Source organism: Kitasatospora sp. NPDC032757 (genome assembly GCF_055579305.1).
On the sequence record NZ_JBVINN010000029.1, the window covers coordinates 58,333 to 74,556 of the forward strand.

17 protein-coding genes and 2 pseudogenes are annotated in these 16,224 nt (G+C 73.8%); 11 read left to right on the forward strand and 8 right to left on the reverse strand.

What is annotated here, in order from left to right; translation table 11 throughout:
• The first annotated feature begins 28 nt into the window (after positions 1-28).
• Complete coding sequence (locus tag ACZ5WK_RS27265) at positions 29-664, forward strand: ATP-binding protein (RefSeq protein WP_396321360.1); 636 nt, start codon at positions 29-31, stop codon at positions 662-664.
• A 239-nt stretch (positions 665-903) separates the two neighbouring features.
• Here the strand turns inward: ACZ5WK_RS27265 and ACZ5WK_RS27270 are convergent, their stop codons facing one another.
• On the reverse strand, positions 904-1,686 hold the full coding sequence (locus ACZ5WK_RS27270) for a SigE family RNA polymerase sigma factor (RefSeq protein WP_465551015.1): 783 nt from the start codon (positions 1,684-1,686) through the stop codon (positions 904-906).
• A gap of 492 nt (positions 1,687-2,178) precedes the next feature.
• On the opposite strand from ACZ5WK_RS27270, the gene ACZ5WK_RS27275 reads away from it, so the two are divergent.
• The 4 genes from ACZ5WK_RS27275 (at position 2,179) to ACZ5WK_RS27290 (ending at position 5,449) form a co-directional block, all read left to right on the forward strand.
• Positions 2,179-2,856 carry a response regulator transcription factor gene (locus ACZ5WK_RS27275; protein ID WP_148644494.1) on the forward strand — a complete coding sequence of 226 codons (678 nt, stop codon included), beginning with the start codon at positions 2,179-2,181 and terminating at the stop codon, positions 2,854-2,856.
• Between the two features lie 74 nt (positions 2,857-2,930).
• Positions 2,931-4,442 carry an ATP-binding protein gene (locus tag ACZ5WK_RS27280; RefSeq protein WP_465551017.1) on the forward strand — a complete coding sequence of 504 codons (1,512 nt, stop codon included), beginning with the start codon at positions 2,931-2,933 and terminating at the stop codon, positions 4,440-4,442.
• A complete protein-coding gene (locus tag ACZ5WK_RS27285; RefSeq protein WP_465551019.1) occupies positions 4,439-4,771 on the forward strand; it encodes a hypothetical protein in 333 nt (110 codons plus the stop codon). The genes ACZ5WK_RS27280 and ACZ5WK_RS27285 overlap by 4 nt, the downstream gene beginning before the upstream one ends.
• A 138-nt stretch (positions 4,772-4,909) precedes the next feature.
• Positions 4,910-5,449 carry a VanZ family protein gene (locus tag ACZ5WK_RS27290; RefSeq protein WP_465551021.1) on the forward strand — a complete coding sequence of 180 codons (540 nt, stop codon included), beginning with the start codon at positions 4,910-4,912 and terminating at the stop codon, positions 5,447-5,449.
• Between the two features lie 62 nt (positions 5,450-5,511).
• Here ACZ5WK_RS27290 and ACZ5WK_RS27295 read toward each other — a convergent pair whose 3' ends face one another.
• On the reverse strand, positions 5,512-6,171 hold the full coding sequence (locus tag ACZ5WK_RS27295) for a PhzF family phenazine biosynthesis protein (protein WP_465551023.1): 660 nt from the start codon (positions 6,169-6,171) through the stop codon (positions 5,512-5,514).
• Between the two features lie 141 nt (positions 6,172-6,312).
• Between ACZ5WK_RS27295 and ACZ5WK_RS27300 the strand changes: the two genes are divergently transcribed.
• The gene (locus ACZ5WK_RS27300) at positions 6,313-6,837 is read left to right on the forward strand and encodes a hypothetical protein (RefSeq protein WP_465551025.1); all 525 of its coding nucleotides are present in this window, start codon (positions 6,313-6,315) and stop codon (positions 6,835-6,837) included.
• A 114-nt stretch (positions 6,838-6,951) separates the two neighbouring features.
• Here the strand turns inward: ACZ5WK_RS27300 and ACZ5WK_RS27305 are convergent.
• A pseudogene (locus tag ACZ5WK_RS27305) lies at positions 6,952-7,520 on the reverse strand (amino acid--tRNA ligase-related protein).
• A gap of 67 nt (positions 7,521-7,587) precedes the next feature.
• Positions 7,588-8,076 (reverse strand): annotated as a pseudogene (locus ACZ5WK_RS27310) (amino acid--tRNA ligase-related protein); the annotation flags it as partial.
• Here ACZ5WK_RS27310 and ACZ5WK_RS27315 point away from each other — a divergent pair.
• The 3 genes from ACZ5WK_RS27315 (at position 8,027) to ACZ5WK_RS27325 (ending at position 9,519) form a co-directional block, all read left to right on the forward strand.
• A complete protein-coding gene (locus ACZ5WK_RS27315) occupies positions 8,027-8,524 on the forward strand; it encodes a SigE family RNA polymerase sigma factor (protein ID WP_465551095.1) in 498 nt (165 codons plus the stop codon). The pseudogene ACZ5WK_RS27310 and the gene ACZ5WK_RS27315 overlap by 50 nt on opposite strands.
• Positions 8,521-9,114 carry a PASTA domain-containing protein gene (locus ACZ5WK_RS27320; protein ID WP_465551027.1) on the forward strand — a complete coding sequence of 198 codons (594 nt, stop codon included), beginning with the start codon at positions 8,521-8,523 and terminating at the stop codon, positions 9,112-9,114. Before ACZ5WK_RS27315 ends, ACZ5WK_RS27320 begins: the two co-directional genes overlap by 4 nt.
• A gap of 222 nt (positions 9,115-9,336) precedes the next feature.
• A complete protein-coding gene (locus tag ACZ5WK_RS27325) occupies positions 9,337-9,519 on the forward strand; it encodes a PspC domain-containing protein (protein ID WP_396321369.1) in 183 nt (60 codons plus the stop codon).
• 82 nt (positions 9,520-9,601) lie between these two features.
• Here ACZ5WK_RS27325 and ACZ5WK_RS27330 read toward each other — a convergent pair whose 3' ends face one another.
• The 3 genes from ACZ5WK_RS27330 to ACZ5WK_RS27340 all read right to left on the reverse strand — a co-directional run bounded on the left by ACZ5WK_RS27330 (position 9,602) and on the right by ACZ5WK_RS27340 (position 12,507).
• On the reverse strand, positions 9,602-9,952 hold the full coding sequence (locus ACZ5WK_RS27330; RefSeq protein ID WP_465551029.1) for a hypothetical protein: 351 nt from the start codon (positions 9,950-9,952) through the stop codon (positions 9,602-9,604).
• Between the two features lie 204 nt (positions 9,953-10,156).
• On the reverse strand, positions 10,157-11,305 hold the full coding sequence (locus tag ACZ5WK_RS27335; protein WP_465551031.1) for an adenosine deaminase: 1,149 nt from the start codon (positions 11,303-11,305) through the stop codon (positions 10,157-10,159).
• 251 nt (positions 11,306-11,556) lie between these two features.
• Entirely contained in the window at positions 11,557-12,507 is a 951-nt protein-coding gene (locus ACZ5WK_RS27340; protein ID WP_465551033.1) for a LysR family transcriptional regulator, read from the reverse strand.
• A gap of 129 nt (positions 12,508-12,636) precedes the next feature.
• Between ACZ5WK_RS27340 and ACZ5WK_RS27345 the strand changes: the two genes are divergently transcribed.
• Entirely contained in the window at positions 12,637-13,941 is a 1,305-nt protein-coding gene (locus tag ACZ5WK_RS27345; protein ID WP_465551035.1) for an MFS transporter, read from the forward strand.
• A gap of 90 nt (positions 13,942-14,031) precedes the next feature.
• Positions 14,032-14,706, forward strand: a complete 675-nt coding sequence (locus tag ACZ5WK_RS27350; protein ID WP_465551037.1) for an alpha/beta fold hydrolase — start codon at positions 14,032-14,034, stop codon at positions 14,704-14,706.
• Positions 14,707-14,922: 216 nt separating this feature from the next.
• On the opposite strand, the gene ACZ5WK_RS27355 is transcribed toward ACZ5WK_RS27350, so the two are convergent.
• Positions 14,923-16,200: a thymidine phosphorylase gene (locus tag ACZ5WK_RS27355; RefSeq protein ID WP_396321375.1), complete on the reverse strand. Its 1,278-nt coding sequence runs from the start codon at positions 16,198-16,200 to the stop codon at positions 14,923-14,925.
• Positions 16,201-16,224 lie beyond the last annotated feature (24 nt).

The following is a 16,224-nucleotide window of genomic DNA, read 5'->3' on the forward strand; positions in this document are numbered from 1 at the left end:
CGGCCCGGATGCGTCAGACTGGTGTCTCGTGAGTGACTCCCCGCTGAACCCTGTGCCGATAGCCCGCGCCCGGGTGGTCCTGCTGTCCGGGCCCTCCGGTTCGGGGAAGTCCTCGCTGGCCGAGCGCAGCGGCCTGCCGGTGCTCCAGCTCGACGACTTCTACAAGGACGGGGACGACCCCACCCTCCCGCTGCTGCCCGACGGCGCGGTCGACTGGGACTCCCCGCTCGCCTGGCACCGCGAGCAGGCCGTCGCCGCCATCCGCCGCCTGCACGAGACCGGCCGCGCCGACGTCCCGGTGTACTCGATCCCGGACAACGGCCGCGTCTCCACCCGGGTCCTGGACCTGGCCGGCGCCCCCGCGTTCATCGCCGAGGGCATCTTCGCCGCCGAGATCACCTCCGACTGCGCCGCCGAGGGCGTGCTGGGCGACGCGCTCTGCCTGCGCAACGGCGCCCTCACCACCGCCTGGCGCCGCCTGCGCCGGGACGTCCGCGAGGGCCGCAAGTCGCTGCCGGTGCTGCTGCGCCGCGGCTGGCGGCTGATGCGGGCCGAGCGGTCGATCGTCGGGCGCCAGGTCGGCCTGGGCGCCCACCCGTGCACCGGCCCGGAGGCGGACCGGCGGATCCGCGCGGCGGCCTCGCGGGAGCTGTCGGCGGTCTGAGCGCCGTCCGCCGCCGCCCGGGCCGCCGGTCCGGACAGGGCGGTACCGCTGCCGAACCGCGGCGGACACGAACGAACGACGGGCCCGGTGCGTCTCCCCCGCACCGGGCCCGTCGCCTTCCCGGACGGCCGTAGGGCTCCCCCGGCTGCGCCGCTCCCCCGAGCCGGCGCCACCAGTCCCTGACCGTCCTCACCCGTCCCCCGACGGGAGTCCTCTGTGTTCCTCCGTGCCTACGGTCGTTACGCGACCAGCTCGCCGAACGCCCGGACGGTGTCGCCCGAGTTGTTCAGCTGCTCGTCGTCGCGCAGCCGGCGCAGCGCGCGCCAGATGCTGCTCTTGACCGTGCCGACGCTGATGCCGAGCACGTCGGCGATCTCCGGGTCGGTCTTGCCCTCGTAGTACCGCAGCACCAGCATGGTCCGCTGGTTCTCCGGCAGCTTGGCCAGCGCCTGCCAGAGCACGGCGCGCAGCTCGGTGCCGCCCATCGCGTCGGTGTCGCCGGCCGTCTCCGGCAGCTCCTCGGTCGGGTACTCGCTGACCTTGCGGCGCCGCCAGGCGGAGATGTGCAGGTTGGTCATGGTGCGGCGGAGGTAGCCCCCGACCGCGGCCTTGTCGGTGATCCGGCCCCAGGCCCGGTAGGTGCTGAAGAGCGCGCTCTGCAGCAGGTCCTCGGCCTCGTAGCGGTCACCGGTGAGGTGGTACGCCGTGGCGTACAGGGAGGCGCGGCGCTCGCGCACGTACGCGGTGAACTCCTTGGTGTGGTCCTCCGCGACGGCCGGGTGCTCCCCCTGCGCGTCTCCCTGTCCCGCCTCGGTGGTGCGGGCTGCTGCGGGGTTCAGCCGCAGCAGCGTCGCACCGGCGGCCTCGCGGCCGGCCGACTCCCCCGAGTCGGCCTTCCGCAGGCCGGTTCCCCCGATCCCCCTGGTTCCCCCGTTACCCCCCAGGGCGTCCTTGCCCTCGACGCGGACGGGGAGGATCCCCCGCAGCGTGAGGGTGTTGGCGGAGTCGACCGGACTCCCCATCCGGCCGATTCCGTACAGCTCCCCCTGCCTGCCGCCGCCGCTCACCCGGCATGCAGCAGTGTTTCCACCGGTGCTGTGTGCGCACCCCCGTACGATCACGGCACCGGAGGTCTCGTCGGTCCTGACCTCGTACCGGGTCCGGTGGGTGGTCGCTGAGGAACGCGCGGTGCGGTCAGCCGGGTTGGTCCGGGCCTGAAGCATGGCGTTCATCGTGCGCCCCCTTGGTCGGTACGAGCGGTTCCTGTTGCCGCCTTCCAGCCGGCCGGTTGGCCCGCTGTCCTGCGGCGACATGGAAAATCTTGCCCGCCGGTTGTGATGGCGCTGTCCGCCGACTGTCACAGGGGTGTCACAGGGGCGGGCCTTTCGTCCCGCACTCCCATCTGCCGTCACGGACGCCGGTAGCACGCATTCCGGTTCCCGGACGGCCGACGGGTGACGGGCCGGTCCGGGCCGGGGGGTGATTCGGCGCCCCGGGTGAGCCAGAATGAGGCCGTGCCTTTCCTCCTACTGATCGAGGACGACGACGCCATCCGCACCGGCCTCGAACTCGCCCTCACCCGCCAGGGCCACAAAGTGGCCACCGCCGCCTCCGGCGAGGACGGTCTGAGGCTCTTCAAGGAGCAGCGGCCGGACCTGATCGTGCTGGACGTCATGCTGCCCGGAATCGACGGCTTCGAGGTCTGCCGCCGCATCCGCCGGACCGACCAGCTGCCGATCATCCTGCTCACCGCCCGGTCCGACGACATCGACGTGGTCGTCGGCCTGGAGTCCGGTGCGGACGACTACGTGGTCAAGCCGGTGCAGCCGCGCGTCCTGGACGCCCGGATCCGGGCCGTGCTGCGCCGCGGCGAGCGGGAGAGCTCGGACTCCTCCGCGTACGGCAGCGTGGTGATCGACCGCGCGGCGATGACCGTCACCAAGGACGGCGAGGACCTCCAGCTCACCCCGACCGAACTGCGGCTGCTGCTGGAGCTGAGCCGCCGGCCGGGGCAGGCGCTCTCCCGGCAGCAACTCCTGCGGCTGGTCTGGGAGCACGACTACCTGGGCGACTCCCGCCTGGTGGACGCGTGCGTGCAGCGGCTGCGGGCCAAGGTCGAGGACGTCCCCTCGGCGCCGACGCTGATCCGCACCGTGCGCGGGGTCGGCTACCGGCTGGACCCGCCCGCGTGACCGCCGCCGCCCGCCCGCTCTCCCTGATATCCCCTCCGATCTTCTGATCCTCCGGTTCGCAACGACAGGCTCCCGTGACTGACCATCAGACGACGACCCGCCGGTTCTCCTCGGGCCCGTGGCGGCGGCTGCGCTCCCTGCGGGTGCGGCTGATCGCGGTGTTCGCCGCGGTCGCGCTGCTCACCGCCGTCTCGGCCTCCGGCATCGCCTACTGGCTCAACCGGGACGCCGTCCTCAAGCGTGCCCAGGACACCGCGCTCAACGACTTCCGGGTCTCGCTCAGCCGCAACGTCTCCGAACTGCCGTTGAACGCCACCTGCGCCGAACTGGCCCAGCTCGCCTCCAACGTCGCCAGCTCCGGGCTCAGTTACGAGGTGGTGGTCACCGACACCGCCCACCCGGAGTGCACCGCGTCCTCGGACCCGACGCGCTACACGCTCGCCAACGTCCCGGCCAAGCTGCAGGACATCGTCGCCAAGCCGCGCGACATCACCGAGAGCAACCCGTACCCGTACCACCTGTACTGGCAGCGGCAGAACCTGGAGGGCCGGCCGTACGTCATCGGCGGCACCAAGGTGGTGCCGACCGGCCCGACCGCGTACATGTTCAAGTCGCTGGAGAACGAGCGGGCCGACCTCAACACGCTCGGCTGGTCGCTGGCCATCGCCACGCTGCTGGCGCTGATCGGTTCGGCGCTGCTCGCCCAGGCCGCGTCCGCGACGGTGCTGCGCCCGGTCAAGCGCCTCGGCGAGGCCGCCCGGCAGCTCGGCGAGGGCCACCTGGACACCCGCCTGGAGGTCGAGGGGTCGGACGAACTCGCCGACCTGGCAAGGACGTTCAACCGCACCGCGGAGTCGCTCCACGAGCAGGTCGAGGAGCTGAGCGCGCGCGAGGCACAGAGCCGGCGGTTCGTCGCCGACATGTCGCACGAGCTGCGCACCCCGCTGACCGCGATGACCGCCGTCACCGACATCCTGGAGGACGAGGCCGAGTCGCTGGACCCGATGATAGAACCGGCGGTGCGGCTGGTGGTCAGCGAGACGAGGCGCCTCTCCGACCTGGTGGAGAACCTGATGGAGGTGACCCGCTTCGACGCCGGCACCGCCAAGCTGGTCGCCGACGAGGTGGACATCGCCGACCTGATCATGTCCTGCATCGACGGCCGGGCCTGGTACGACGCGGTCGAGCTGGACGCCCCGCGCGGCGTCCGGGCCGTCGTCGACCCACGCCGGCTGGACGTCGTCTTCGCCAACCTGATCGGCAACGCCCTCAAGCACGGCGGCTCGCCGGTGCGGGTGAAGGTCCGCGAGTCGGACGACGCCATCACGGTGGAGGTCTCGGACAGCGGTCCCGGCATTCCCGAGGACGTGCTGCCGCACGTCTTCGACCGGTTCTACAAGGCCGACAAGGGGCGGGCGCGTTCGGAGGGCAGCGGGCTGGGCCTGTCGATCGCGATGGCCAACGCACAGATCCACGGGGGGACGATCACGGCCGCCAACGGGGAGGTGGGGGCGGTGTTCACACTGACGCTGCCGTTGACCCCGCCTTCCCCGCCGGCCGCCGCTTCCGAGGAGAGTGCGCAGTGAGCGCCCGTTCATTCCGTCTTCCCGCCTGCTGCGCCGTCGGCGCGGTGCTGCTGCTCGCGCTCGCCACCGGCTGCGGGATCCGCCCGACCCCCGTGCCGGTGGACGCGGGCGCGCCGGCCAGCCGGACCGCCTGCCCGACCGCGCCGCAGATACCCACCGCGCTGCCCACGTCCTCGCCCGCCGGGCCGACGGCGCCCGCGGCTCACGCCTCGGCCAAGGCGGGCGCGAAGCCGTCGCCCTCGCCGTCCGTCGTCTCCGCCTCGCCGGCGGACAACCCGTTCAGCGCGCTGCCGACGCCGTCGGCCCCGGTGTCCGCGACCTGCCGCTGACCCTGCGGGGCCGGTTCCGGCGGCCTCGCGGGCGTGCGCCGGAATGTTCACGCCCGCCGTGGAACCGCCGCGCCACCGGCTCACGTCCTTCCCCGCGTGCAGCGAGATGGCACCAGGACACGCGACGAGCGTTCCGGCGTGCGGACCGAGACCGGGCCGGCGGCGGCCGTCCACCGTTCCCTCCGCATGGCGGGCCTCCTGGGACTCACCCTCCACCTGGTGCTGGCCGGCTGGCTCGTGCTGAGACCCCTGCCGGTCGCGTGGGTCTACGACGCCAACCTGACGCCGCTGGCCTCGCTCCGCTTCTCCACCGCCGGGCAGGTCCTCGGCGAACTGCTGCTGCTGGCCCCGCTCGGCGTGCTGCTCCCGCTGGCCGGCGGCCGGATCCGGGCCCCCTGGCTGCCGTCCTTCCTCCGCACCACCGGCGCCTCGGCGCTGCTGGCCACCGCGCTGGAGTTCCTCTCCTCCTGGACCCCCGGGCACGTCCTGGACGTCGACCACATCCTGTTCGCCGTCGCCGGCGTGGCCGCCACCCACCTGGCCCTGGTGCCCGCCTCCCGCTCGCTCGCCCTCCACACCACCCGCCGCCCGGCGCCCGCGCCCCCGGCAACCCCGCGCCCGGCCCCGGCCGCACCGGCCGCCGTCTACGCGGAGACGGTCTCCTCCTCCGGCCGCTGAGGGGTCACGCCCGCCCCCACCCCGCCCTCGGCCGCCCGGTCCTCCGCCGCCCGACCACCCGGCTACCGGCCGCCCGACCACCCGGCCGTGCGGACCCGGCCACCGACCTCGATCAGGCCGCCGGCCCGCACCGCCGTGGCGATCTGCGAGCCGAGCCCCTGGGTGATCGTCAGGTCGCGGCCCAGCTCGGCGGTCAGCAGCAGGGCGGCGGCACCGGTCGCCTCGTCCTCGTCGATCCCGTCGCCGCGGCCCGGGAAGGCCCGCGCCCGGACGGTGCCGGCCGACTCGTCCTGCCAGGCCCAGGCGTAGATCCACTCGCCCGGCGGCGGCACCTCCAGGGCGTCCACCTCCGCGGCCGAGCCGTACTGCCGAGTCGTCCGCGCCGGAGCCCACTCCGGGCGCGCCGCGATCCGGGTGAACTCGCCGTCGTGGCGCACGCCGACCACGCCGGCGGCGGTGACCAGCCGGTCCGCGCCGAGCAGCCAGGCCGCGCCGACGCACGGGTGGCCGGCGAAGGGGAGGCGGACCCCGGGCGTGTAGATGTCGATCGCGCCGCTCCCGGCGTCGTCCACGAAGACGGTCTCGCTGAAGCCGAGTTCGCACGCGAACGCCAGCCGGTCCGCCTCGCCGGGGACGGCGGCGCCGTCGCGGACCACGCCGAGTTCGTTGCCGTGCGCACCGTCGGGGCCGCAAAAGACACGAAGGACCTCATAGTCAGTCATCCGCCCACCCAACCACGGGTGTGGTGGGGATTCAGCAATGACTCCGTGACGAAAAGGCGGGGACGGATGTCGGCGCGTTCCAGTACTGTGCGCACTCGTCCCCATCAGCAGTTCTTCCTCACTCCCCACAGGAATGCCTCAGTGAATCTCGACTTCAGCGCCGAGCCGCTCTTCTCCTGGTACGTCGTCCTGCTGGCGATCAGCGGCATCGCGATGGTCGTCCTCGGCGCCATCAACCTCGGTGGCGGCCTGAGCGGCGGCTGGCGCGTCATCAACGTGCTGGCCGGTATGGCGTTCGCCGGCTACGCGTACTACCTGGCGTTCGTCTTCGAGGGCGGCGAGTACCGCATGTTCTTCCAGGCGTTCATCCTGCCGCTGCTGCTGATAGCCAACGCGGTGAAGGCGCTGCTGGCCCGCAGCGCGCCGGCCCCGCAGCCAGTCCCGGCCGCGCCGTACAACCCGAACATGCCGTACAACCCCAACGCGCAGTACGACCCGAACGCCCCGCAGCAGCCCGACGCCCAGTACAACCCGTACGCCCAGTCGGCGCCCGTCCCGCCGCAGGGTGCCCCTGCCGCCCCGGTCGCCCAGCCCGGACAGCCCCAGGCCCCGCAGTACCCCCAGGCGCCGCAGGCGCCGCAGGCCCCGCAGTACCCGGCCGGCTGACCTGCCCCGTCAGGGCGGGGAGTCCCCGCCACGCCGCCGGGCGCGGTGTCCCGCGGAGGCGCTCCGGCCGTTGCACCGGGGCCGCGGCACGAAGCCGCGGCCCCGGCGCGCGGATCAGGGCGTGAGCCGGTGCAGGTCGCGGGGGAAGAGCGTGGTGCGGCGGACGTTGTCCGCCCCCGTCAGCCGTGCCGTCCACCGCTCCAGCCCGAGGGCGAAGCCGCCGTGCGGGGGCATGCGTGGGCGAAGGAGCGCAGGTAGGCGGCGTACGGTTCGGCCGGCTCGCCCCGGGCCGCGAGCGCGGCGAGGTAGTCCTCGTGACGGTGCAGGCGCTGGCCGCCGGTGACCAGTTCGAGCCCGCGGAAGAGCAGGTCGAAGCTGTTGGAGTACTCCGGCCGGCCCGGCTCCGGGTGGGTGTAGAACGGCCGCTTGCGCATCGGGTAGCCGACCACGAAGAGGAACTCGCTGCCGTGCTCGCGCAGCGCCCACTCGCTGAGCCACCGTTCCTGCGCGGGCGCGAGGTCCGGCTCGTCGGTGCCGAGCAGCCGCATCGCCTCGGCGAAGTGGATCTGCGTGATCTCGGCCGGCACGGCGGGCAGCTTGACCTCCAGGAGCTCGACGGCGCTCGCGGCACGGGTGGCGACGGCCTCCAGCATCCCGGCGACGGCCCTGCGGAGCACGGCCATCACCGCGGTGGTCGGTGATGAAGCCGAGTTCGGCGTCGAGGCTGGTGTACTGCCCCCGGTGACGTGCGGTGTCGTGCGGTTCGGCGCGGAAGACCGGCCCGGTCTCGTAGACGCGCTCGAAGACGCCGACCATGGCCTGCTCGAAGAACGGCGGCGACTGGTCGAAGAGGTCGGCGCCGGACTCGGTCGCCGAGGAGACCACCTTCGGCGTCCGGATCTCGGTGAACCGGAGCCCGTCGGGCGCGGCGAGGTACTCGTCTCCCTCGACGCGTTGAGGGAGACGAGTAGGCCGGGCCCGAACCCTCGCGCAATCGGCTCCCCCCACGCGGACTCCCGGCCCCGGGTGTGACGCCGGCCACTTCCGCGGCCCCCGTGCAGCAGGCGGCGCCCACCCGCCGTCTTGGGGGCAGGAACACGCCGAGGAGGAACCCCATGACCGACAGCGCACCCACCGGCACCACCCGGTGAGGCTACGACGGCGCACCGGCACCCCGGCCGACCCGCAGATCGGCTTCGCCGACTTCGTGCACCGGCGCTCCGCCGCCCTCTTCCGCACGGCCTACCTGCTGACCGGTGACCGCCACCTCGCCGAGGACCTGCTCCAGGAGGCGCTGGAGAAGGCCTGCCGCCACTGGAAGCGCGTCGCCGCCACCGACTCTCCGGAGGCGTACGTCCGCCGGATCGTCGTCAACCTCGCCAACGACCGCTGGCGCCGGCTCACCCGCAACGGCCTGCGCGTCGAGTCCGACCTCGACGCGCTCGCCGACCCGGGCAGCGACCCGTACGGCAGCGTCGACCTTCGCGACGAGCTGATCCACGCACTGCACGCCCTCCCGATCGGGATGCGCAGCGTGGTCGTCCTCTCCTACCTGCACGACCTGGACGACCGCCAGATCGCCGACGTCCTGAACATCACCCCCGGCGCCGTGCGCTCCCAACTGGCCCGCGGACTCGCCAAACTCCGCACCGCCGCCGCCCGGCCGACCCCCGAAGGTGCGCGATGACGACCGACGACACCGACCTCGACCCCGATCTGAAAAGGGACCTCCTCCAGGCCATGGACAGCTACGCCGGCTCCGCCCCCGCCCCCGTCTTCGACGCCCCCGCCATCCTCCGCCGCACGCGCCGCCGGCGGGGCGTCCTCGCCGGCGCGGCCTCGGCGGCGGCCGTCGCCGTCATCGCCACCAGCGCCTTCCTCCTCCACGGCCCCGACCCCGCCCCGCCCCGCCCGCTCGCCCCGGCCGTGCCCGGCGTCCCCACGGCCGCGTCCGCCCCCATGCCCACCGCCACCGCGACCACCGGCCGGGGGGAGTCCGCCTCGGCCCCCACCGCCTCCGCCACCGGGGGCCAGGGGCAGCCCTCCCCCGCCACGGCCGCCACCGGCACGGAGCGGGTCGTCGTCCCCCCCGTCGTCGGCCTCCCCGAGGCCGACGCCGTGCGGGTCCTCGCCGCCCTCGGCCTGCACGTCGAGACCCACCTGTTCACCGACTGGAAGGTCCCCGCCGGCTCCGCCATCAACACCGAGCCCGCCACCGGCACCATGGTCGCCCCGAACGCCTCCGTGACCCTCTTCCTCTCCAAGGGCAAGCCCTGAAGCCGTTCCCGCGCAGGTGGCGGGCCCACCGGCTCCCCCTCCGGCCGGGTTCTCCTCCGGGGTGCCCCCGAGGAGAACCCCTAGAACGGGTACTCCCTCCCGGTGAGGAACACCGGGGTCGGGATCGTCGTCCGGTGTGAGGATTCGGCGGCGGGCGGGGCGGAGCATGGAAGTACGCCGACCGGAGGGACCGGACCAGGCGCGAAGACCACGGAGTACGTCATGAGCCGCCTCGCCCGCCCCCGTCACAACCGCGTCATCGCCGGCGTCTGCGCCGGGATCGCCGAGCGCTTCGGCCTGACGCCCTGGACCGTCCGGATCATCTTCCTGGCCTCCTGCCTGCTGCCCGGCCCGCAGTTCCTGATCTATCTGGCGCTCTGGCTGGTGCTGCCCCAGGAGCCGTGAACCGGCGCCCGGAACGCCGAACGGGCCGTCCGCGCCCCGGGATCACCGGGTGCGCGGACGGCCCGTTCGGCCTGCGGGAGCGTCAGCCGCCGAGGCCGGGCAGCGGGAGGGCCTGGGTCAGCCCGCCGATCGGGGTCTTGCCCAGGCCCGGGACGCTCGGCACACCGGCGCGGGTGGCGTCGCCGGCCGGGGCGGCGGCCTGGCCGACGCTCGGGCTGAGGGTGCCGAGGGTGCCGGCGACCTTGTCACCGGCTGGCAGCTTGCTCGCGGTGTCGACGACGGCGCCGGTGACGGCGGGGTTGTTCACCGCGCCGGTGGGAAGCCCGAGGCCGCCGGCGGCGGCGGGGTCGGCGGACGCGCTGCCGACGCCGACCGCCGCGATGGCGATGCCGAGCACGGCGGTGCCGGCGGCCTTGAGACTGGCCTGCTTCATGTTCGTCCCCTTGGATCCTCGTCGGTGGCCGACATTCACGGCAGGCGGCGGGTTCCGCCGCCACGGCCGGTCGGCGATGACTGGCACACCGTAGTGATTGGATCGCACGAGGATCAAAGGCGGTTAACCCACACGAGCGGTAAGTCAGATGAACGCCAACGCCCTTACGGGACAAAGGCGTTCATCCGACCCCATCGCACGCTCTCAGGCGCCGGCGCTGAACAGCCACTCGGCCTTGAGCTCGGCGTAGCCCGGCTTGATCACGTCGTTGATCATCGCCAGCCGCTCGTCGAACGGCAGGAACGCCGACTTCATCGCGTTCACCGTGAACCACTCCATGTCGCCCAGCGTGTAGCCGAACGCCTCCACCAGGTGCCCGAACTCGAGGCTCATGCTGGTGCCGCTCATCAGCCGGTTGTCGGTGTTGACCGTCACCCGGAACTTCAGCCTGCTGAGCAGCCCGATCGGGTGCTCGGCGTACGAGGTGGCCGCCGCGGTCTGGAGGTTGGAGGTCGGGCACATCTCCAGCGGGATGCGCTTGTCGCGCACGTACGCGGCCAGCCGGCCGAGCTCGACGCTGCCGTCCTCGTTCACCGTGATGTCGTCGACGATGCGGACACCGTGGCCGAGCCGGTCGGCGCCGCAGCACTGCAGGGCCTCCCAGATCGACGGCAGGCCGAACGCCTCGCCCGCGTGGATCGTGAAGTGGTTGTTCTCGCCCTTGAGGTAGTCGAAGGCGGCCTGGTGGCGGGTGGGAGGGTAGCCCGCCTCGGCGCCGGCGATGTCGAAGCCGACGACGCCCTGGTCGCGGTGGCGGTTGGCCAGCTCGGCGATCTCCTGCGAGCGCGCGGCGTGGCGCATCGCGGTGATCAGGGTGCCGATCCGGATGCGGTGGCCGGCGGCGCGGGCGTTGGCCTCGCCGAGGCGGAAGCCCTCCTGGACGGCCTCGACGACCTCGTCGAGGGTGAGGCCGGCCTCCAGGTGCTGCTCGGGGGCGTAGCGGACCTCGGCGTAGACGACGCCGTCGGCGGCCAGGTCCTCGGCGCAGTCGGCGGCGACCTTGATCAGGGCCTCGCGGGTCTGCATGACGGCGCAGGTGTGCGCGAAGGTCTCCAGGTAGCGGACCAGCGAGCCGGAGTCGGCGGCCTCGCGGAACCACTCGCCGAGTGCCTTCGGGTCCGTGGTGGGCAGGCCCTCGTAGCCGACCGCGGCGGCCAGCTCGACGATGGTCTCGGGCCGGAGCCCGCCGTCGAGGTGGTCGTGCAGGAGCACCTTCGGGGCGCGGGCGATCTGGTCGGGCGTGGGGATCCGGGGGCCGGTGCCCACGGTGGTGACGGGGATCTGGTTCTCCATTGCGGGAGTGTAGCTCCTACGCGCGTAGACAGGCCACACCCCACACGGCCGGTTCGGCCAATGTGCACCCTGAATTCCACCGAAGGGGCGAGCCGCGCCGCGCCACCCTCGCAGGCCGAGCCGTCCGGCCCTAGGTGAACCACGCCGTCCGGCCCCGTCCGCGACGCCGCCCGGCCCTCGGGCGTGTTGCCGCACCCGGCCCTCGGGCGTTTGCCGCACCCGGCCCTCGGGTGTGCTGCGGCGACCGACCCTCAGTCGTGCTGCAGCAACCGCCCGCGCCGGGACAGCACGAAGTCCCGGAACGCCGCCACCGGCGGGGTCATCGGCCGGCCCGCCGCCCACGCCAGGCCGATCGCCCGCCTGGTCCGCGGCGCCGTCACCTCCAACTCCACCACCCCGGGCCGCGGCACCAGCGCGGGCGGCAGCAGCGCCACCCCCAGCCCGGCCGCGACCAGCCCCCGCAGCGTCTCCGCCTCCTCCCCCTCGAACGCGATCCGCGGCACGAAACCGGCCTCCGCGCAGAACCCGTCGGTGATCGCCCGCAGCCCGTACCCGCGCTCCAGCCCGACGAAGGGGTCGTCCGCCACCTCCGCCAGCCGGATCCGCCGCCGCCGGGCCAGCCGGTGGTCGGCCGGAACCACCAGGTGCAGCCGCTGCTCGTCCAGCGGGCGGGCCACCAGCGCCGGATCGTCGTCCGGCACCGGGGCGACCAGGCAGAGGTCCAGCTCACCGGCGCGCAGCCGCTCCAGCATCGCGCCGACGTAGTCCTGCACCAGCTGGAACCGCACCTGCGGGTGCGCCGCCCGGAAGCCCCGCAGCAGCGCCGGCACCGCGTCCGTCCCCATCGTGTGCAGAAAGCCGAACGCCACCCGCCCGGCCGCCGGGTCCGCCTCCGCCCGGGCCGCCTCGGCGCCGCGCTCGACCTCGGCCAGCGCCCGCTCCACCGAGGCCAGCAGCAGCCGGCCGGCCCGCGTCAGCCGGACCGTCCGCCCCTGACGGGCCAGCAGGTCCACGCCCAGCTCGGCCTCCAGCCGGGCCACCGCCCGGGACAGCGTCGGCTGCGGCATGCCCAGCACCGCGGCCGCCTGCGTCACGTGCTCCAGCCGAGCCACCGCCGCGAACTGGGCCAGCCGGGGCGCCAGTTGGACGGCCGGCAGCTCCGGGCCCAGCTCGGCCAGCCGGTGCGGGAGCTCGAACCCCACGGTACCGCCCGTTCCCTCCGTCACTCTTCCCCGCCCTCACCTCGACGACCTCTGCTCATACCCTGACGCATGCATTATCGATGGATCATGCATTGGACGCATCAGCGGCGCAGTCCTAACGTCGACGTCATGCAGCCCTCCAGTACCGGGGCATCCGTGGCCACTCCGGATGCCCTCGCCCAGCCGTCCCCACTCCCCGCCGGCACCGACGGCCGCCACCGCGACGACCGCCACCGCCCCGGGCAGCGCGCCTTCCGCCGCGCCAACCTCGCGCTCTTCGCCGCCGGTATCGCGACCTTCGTCCTCCTCTACTCCACCCAGGGCCTGCTGCCGGTCCTCTCGGCCGACCTCGACCTCACCCCCGGCCAGGCCAGCTGGACGGCCTCCGCCGCCACCCTCGGCCTCGCCCTCGCCCTGCTGCCGGCCAGCGCGCTCTCCGACCGCTACGGGCGCACCGCGGTGATGACGGCCTCCACGCTCGCCGCCTCCGCCCTCGCGCTGGCCCTGCCGTTCGCCCCGGACCTCACCACCCTGGTCGTCCTCCGCGTCCTCCAGGGCGCCGCACTCGCCGGGCTGCCCGCCACCGCGATGGCCTACCTCGCCGAGGAGGTCCACCCCAGCGCGCTCGCCTCCGCGATGGGCCTGTACGTCGCGGGCAACAGCATCGGCGGCATGGGCGGCAGGCTGGTCTCCGGCTGGGTGGCCGCCGGCTTCGGCTGGCGCTGGGGCCTCGCCGCCTCCGCCGCGCTCGCCCTGCTCGCCGCGCTGGCCTTCCGGCTGCTGATCCCCGCCGCGCGCCACTTCACCCCGGCCCCGGTGGACGCCCGCGCCCTCGCCCGCACCGTCGGCCGCCACCTGAGCAACCCGCTGCTGGTCCGGCTGTACGCGCTCGGGCTGCTCTTCATGGCCGTGTTCGGCGCGGTCTACAACACCGTCGGCTACCGCCTGATCTCCGCGCCGTTCCACCTGCCGGAGTCGGTCGCCGCCTCGATCTTCGTGGTCTACCTGGTCGGCACCGGCACCTCGGCCGCCGCCGGCCGCCTCTCCGGGCGCCTCGGCCGCCGCGGCGCCCTCTACGTCTCCATCGGCGTGACCGCCGCCGGCCTGCTGCTCTCCCTGGCCGGCTCGCTGCTCTGCGCCCTGCTCGGCCTGGTCCTGATCACCGCCGGCTTCTTCGCCGGCCACGCCACCGCCTCCTCGGCGGTCGGCCGCACCGCCACCGAGGGCCGCGCCCAGGCCTCCGCGCTCTACCTGATCGCCTACTACCTGGGCAACAGCCTGGGCGGGACGGCCGGCGCCGACGCCTACCACTCCACCGGCTGGCCCGGCGCGGCCGCCGTCGGCCTCACCGCCATGACCCTCGCCGCGGGCGTCACCCTCTACGCCACCCGGCAGGCCCACACCGCCCGCCGCAGCGTCCGGGCCGTCCACTGACGGCACCTCACGGCGGATACCTGACGCAGGGTGTCAGGTATCCGCCGTAGTTTTCCCCTCGTCCCGCCAGACCGACCAGAGGAACCCGACATGGCCACCTTCGTCCTCGTCCCCGGCATGCTGCACGGCGCCTGGTGGTACCGGCCCCTCACCGACGGGCTGCGGGCGGCCGGGCACGACGTCCACCCCCTGACGCTGACCGGGGTGAGCGAGCGCGGGCACCTGAACAACGCGGCGGTCAACCTGGACACCCACATCCAGGACGTGCTGGCGACGCTGGAGGCCGAGCAGCTGACCGACGTGGTGCTGGTCGGGCACAGCTACGGCGGGATGGTCCTCTCCGGGGTGGCCGACCGGGCGCCGGAGCGGATCGGGGCGCTGGTGTACGCGGACGCCTTCGTGCCGCGCAGCGGCGAGTCGGCCTACCGGATCGTCAACGAGGTCTGGAAGCAGCGCTACCTGGCCGGCGCCGCGGCGGGCAACGGCTCCACCGTGGTCGGCCTGAGCCCCTTCCTCGACCCGCGTGCCACCGTCCACCCGCTGGCCAGCCTGTTCCAGCCGGTCACCCTCACCGGCGCGGCCGAGAGCGTCACCCGCCGCGTCTACATCCACGCCGAGCGCTTCGAGGACACCCCGTTCCTGGAGACCGTCGACCGCGTCCGCACCGACCCCGCCTGGACCGTCCACACCCTCCCCGTCGGCCACGACCTCGTCCGCGAGGCCCCCGAGGAGTTCCTGAAGATCGCCCTCGCCGCGGCCGGGTGACGAGCACCCCGACGGTCGGCGGCCTCCGAGATGCTCCGGGCCATGAGCATCGATCCTGCTGTCCGCGCCGGTTGCGTGAGATCGCGGATCAGCTGCCGCAGGTGCCGGGGACAGGGAAGATCGAGATCGCCGACGGCGAGATCGTCATGACGATCTCACGACACCAGCGTCCTGCGCACGTACGCCTGACCGGCCGTACGTGCGCAGGACGGATGATCAGGCGATCCGGTCCAGCACGATCGGGTTCGGGGTGAACGCCGTACCGGCCGGGGAGACCTCGATGCCGCCGGCGAGGGCCTCGATGGCGTAGTCGTAGCGCTCGGGGGTGTCGGTGTGCAGGGTCAGCAGGGGCTGGCCCGCCACCACGGTGTCGCCGGGCTTGGCGTGCATCTCGACGCCGGCGCCGGCCTGCACCGGGTCCTCCTTGCGGGCGCGGCCGGCGCCGAGGCGCCAGGCGCACACGCCGACGGCGTACGCGTCCAGCGTGGTGAGGACGCCCGAGGCCGGGGCGGGGATGACGTGCTGCTCGCGGGCGACCGGCAGCGGGGCGTCGACGTCGCCGCCCTGGGCGGCGATCATGCGGCGCCAGTGGTCCATCGCGGAGCCGTCGCGCAGGGCGTCGGCCGGGTCCTTGCCGTGCACGCCGGCCGCGGCGAGCATCTCGCGGGCCAGGGCGAGGGTCAGCTCGACGACGTCGGCGGGGCCGCCGCCGGCCAGCACCTCGACGGACTCGCGGACCTCCAGCGCGTTGCCCGCGGTGAGGCCGAGCGGGGTGGACATGTCGGTGAGCAGGGCGACGGTGTTGACGCCGGCCGAGGTGCCGAGGCCGACCATGGTGCGGGCCAGCTCGCGGGCGTTGTCCAGGTTCTTCATGAAGGCGCCGGAGCCGACCTTGACGTCCAGGACCAGCGCGCCGGTGCCCTCGGCGATCTTCTTGGACATGATCGAGGAGGCGATCAGCGGGATCGCCTCGACCGTTCCGGTGACGTCGCGCAGCGCGTACAGCTTCTTGTCGGCGGGGGCGAGGCCGTCGCCGGCCGCACAGATCACCGCGCCGGTGTCGTGCAGCACCTGGAGCATCTCCTCGTTGGAGAGCAGGGCGCGCCAGCCGGGGATGGACTCCAGCTTGTCGAGGGTGCCGCCGGTGTGGCCGAGGCCGCGGCCGGAGAGCTGCGGGACGGACGCGCCGCAGGCGGCGACGAGCGGGGCGAGCGGCAGGGTGATCTTGTCGCCGACGCCGCCGGTGGAGTGCTTGTCGCTGGTGGGCTGGGCCAGCGAGGAGAAGTCCATCCGGACGCCGGAGCGGATCATCGCGTCGGTCCAGCGGCTGATCTCGCGCAGGTTCATGCCGTTGAGCAGGATGGCCATGGCCAGGGCGGACATCTGCTCGTCGGCGACGTCGCCGCGGGTGTAGGCGTCGATGACCCAGTCGATCTGAGCGTCGCTCAGCTCTCCGCGGTCGCGCTTGGTCCTGATGACGGAGATGGCGTCCATGGCTGCTCCATTGCTACCGGAGGG

Excerpts from the sequence above, each read along its gene's own strand:
- ACZ5WK_RS27325 (WP_396321369.1), top strand. The coding sequence starts at position 9,337 with ATGAGCCGCCTCGCCCGCCCCCGTCACAACCGCGTCATCGCCGGCGTC.
- ACZ5WK_RS27350 (WP_465551037.1), top strand. The coding sequence starts at position 14,032 with ATGGCCACCTTCGTCCTCGTCCCCGGCATGCTGCACGGCGCCTGGTGG.
- ACZ5WK_RS27335 (WP_465551031.1), bottom strand. The coding sequence starts at position 11,305 with ATGGAGAACCAGATCCCCGTCACCACCGTGGGCACCGGCCCCCGGATC.
- ACZ5WK_RS27355 (WP_396321375.1), bottom strand. The coding sequence starts at position 16,200 with ATGGACGCCATCTCCGTCATCAGGACCAAGCGCGACCGCGGAGAGCTG.
- ACZ5WK_RS27345 (WP_465551035.1), top strand. The coding sequence starts at position 12,637 with ATGCAGCCCTCCAGTACCGGGGCATCCGTGGCCACTCCGGATGCCCTC.
- ACZ5WK_RS27295 (WP_465551023.1), bottom strand. The coding sequence starts at position 6,171 with ATGACTGACTATGAGGTCCTTCGTGTCTTTTGCGGCCCCGACGGTGCG.
- ACZ5WK_RS27320 (WP_465551027.1), top strand. The coding sequence starts at position 8,521 with ATGACGACCGACGACACCGACCTCGACCCCGATCTGAAAAGGGACCTC.
- ACZ5WK_RS27330 (WP_465551029.1), bottom strand. The coding sequence starts at position 9,952 with ATGAAGCAGGCCAGTCTCAAGGCCGCCGGCACCGCCGTGCTCGGCATC.
- ACZ5WK_RS27270 (WP_465551015.1), bottom strand. The coding sequence starts at position 1,686 with ATGGGGAGTCCGGTCGACTCCGCCAACACCCTCACGCTGCGGGGGATC.